The organism is Vibrio sp. Vb1554 (assembly GCF_033344235.1).
Window position 1 is genome coordinate 1 of the sequence record NZ_JAWPOJ010000080.1, and the last position, 2,371, is coordinate 2,371.

Annotated in this window: 2 protein-coding genes; both read right to left on the bottom strand. The window is 49.7% G+C overall.

All coding sequences use genetic code 11. From position 1 onward, the window contains the following. Positions 1–1,516, bottom strand: a 1,516-nt coding sequence (locus tag R8N28_RS23720; RefSeq protein WP_318183489.1) for an efflux RND transporter permease subunit, incomplete at its 3' end; no start/stop codon positions are given. 10 nt (positions 1,517–1,526) lie between these two features. Continuing rightward, on the bottom strand, positions 1,527–2,371 hold an 845-nt coding region (locus R8N28_RS23725; RefSeq protein WP_318183490.1), incomplete at its 5' end, for an efflux RND transporter periplasmic adaptor subunit.

Sequence of the window (2,371 nt, forward strand, 5' to 3'; positions counted from 1 at the left end):
GTTTGGTCTCTTCGCTGTTAGCTTTTGGCTTGATGAACATCCACGCCATTAATACCGTAAACGTCATCGCGACGATCCATGAAAGCAACAGTGACGATGCCACAATGTAGAACACAGAGCTCGCAAACTCGGCGGAGTCGGTTTTGGAGAACAACACTGGGCTTGCGCCCATAATCGCGATGACAGTTGCGCCTAAAAGTGGCACGGCGGTTTCTTTGACGGAATCAATCGCGGCGCGAGTTCGCTCGATACCTTTGTTGAGCTTGGCGATCATCATATCGGTGATCACAATGGCGTTATCCACCAACATGCCCAGTGCGAGAATAAACGTACCTAGCGAGACACGGTGCAAATCGATGCTGGCGATGTTCATGTATACAAGCGTGAGCAAAATCGTCAGGAGCAAGCTTGCGCCAACGATGGTTGCACTCTTAAAGCCCATGAAAACCAACAACACCACAAAAACAATCGCGACACTTTCAAGCAGGTTGCCAACAAAGTCGTCGATAGACTTTTGTACTTCTTCAGGTTGATAAGCAACGGTCGAGATGTCGACACCCAGCGGCAGCGTTGCCTGGTAGTTAGCGATGATGTCTTGAATCGTATCGCCAAGTGACACCACGTTAATGCCTTGAACTGGGCTCACCGCCAAGGTGACAGCGGGCTCTCCGTTGTAGCGGTTTTCTGCCAATGCTGGTGTTTGATAACCCATGGTGATGTCGGCGATGTCACCAAGACGAATCAACCCCGAGCCAAACTCGCCGGTGCCACCATTGATGATTAAATTGCGAATGTCTTCTAGAGACTGAAACTCACTGGTTTGCGCAATACGAATACGCTCTGTACCTGCATCGAATTTTCCCGCTTCGAACGTGCTGTTTTGTGTGCTCAGTTGGTTCCAAACTTGTGCGATCGACAAACCATATTGAGCCAAGCGCTCGTCTGGCATATCGATATGTACAACGCGAGGTTGAATGCCGTGTAGCTCGATCTTTTTGATGCCGTCGACGGCTTTGATTTGGCGTTGCAGCTCTTCGGCGTAGCGACGCAACTCTTCTGGCGCAGCATCTGTGCTGTGGATAGAGAAAAGCATACCGTAGACTTCAGAGAACTCGTCTTGTACTACGCTGATCTGCGCGCTGGAAGGCAGCTGCAGTTTTACATCGTCCACTTTGCGTCTCAATAAGTCCCATTCCTGCGGAAGTGCTTTGGAATTAAGGCTCTCTTTGAGGTCAACAAAGACCATAGACAAACCTGGGCGAGACAATGAGAGCAAGCGATCCAACTCCGCCATTTCCTGCAATTTGGTTTCCACGGTATCGGTGGCTTGGTGCTCGACTTCTTCGGCAGACGCACCCGGATAAAGGGTCACGACTACCGCAGTTTTTACTGTAAAGCTCGGGTCTTCCAACTTGCCTAAGTCGAAGTAAGAATAGATGCCAGCGATCACGCTCAATACGGTAAAGAACAGAACGAACTTACGTTGGCGAATCGCGAATTCAGCTAAATTGATCATGGATTCGCAACTACAACGTCTTGATGGTCAGGTTTGGGGCGGCATCGCCCTCGCTCAGATAATGGCTACCGCTGATCACCACATAATCGCCTTGCTCAAAACTTCCTGTCACACACGCTTGGTATGCGTCGATAGAGTCAAGATTGACCGGCTCTGAATGAATAACCGCATCACGAACCACATTCACGTGCAGAGTTTGTTTCTCACCCAAAATTGCAGAGTAAGGAAAGCAATGGCTTGAGTGACTGGTGTTGAGCGCGGTATTTACCGTGACTGCTTTACCGTTGAATAGTGCACTGGAAATCGAATCGATGTCTAGCGTGACGGTATAGGTTTGTTTGAGCAAGTGTTTCTTCGGCGCGATTTCTGCCACGGTTGCTCGGTAGGATTGCTCCGAATCATACCAAGTCAACGATGCTGGCTGACCTAGTGCGAATTGCGCAATCATATTTTCCGGCACGTCGATGTCCACTTCCCAGCTGCCTTCTTGCTGAATTGACACAACACTGCCGCCCGGCAAGGTTTGTTCATGTGGATCAACAGAAACGTCGGCAACAATGCCAGTGAATGGTGCACGTAGAGTGGTGTAACGCAGGGCATCTTTTGCACGTTGGATGTTTTTCTCAACCACTTTGACGGCAGAGAGGCTACGTTCGTAGCTGCTGATGGCTCGGTCTAAGTTTACGCTGGCAATGGCATCATCAGAAGTCGCTTGTTTTACGCGCTTTAACTCGGTTTTCGCGAGTTTGTGGGCTGATTGCGCTTCTAACATACGCGCTTGTAATTCTTCTAGTGAGACTTGGTAGTCGTGCTTGTCCAGCGTGGCAATGACTTGGCATTTTTCTACCACGCTGC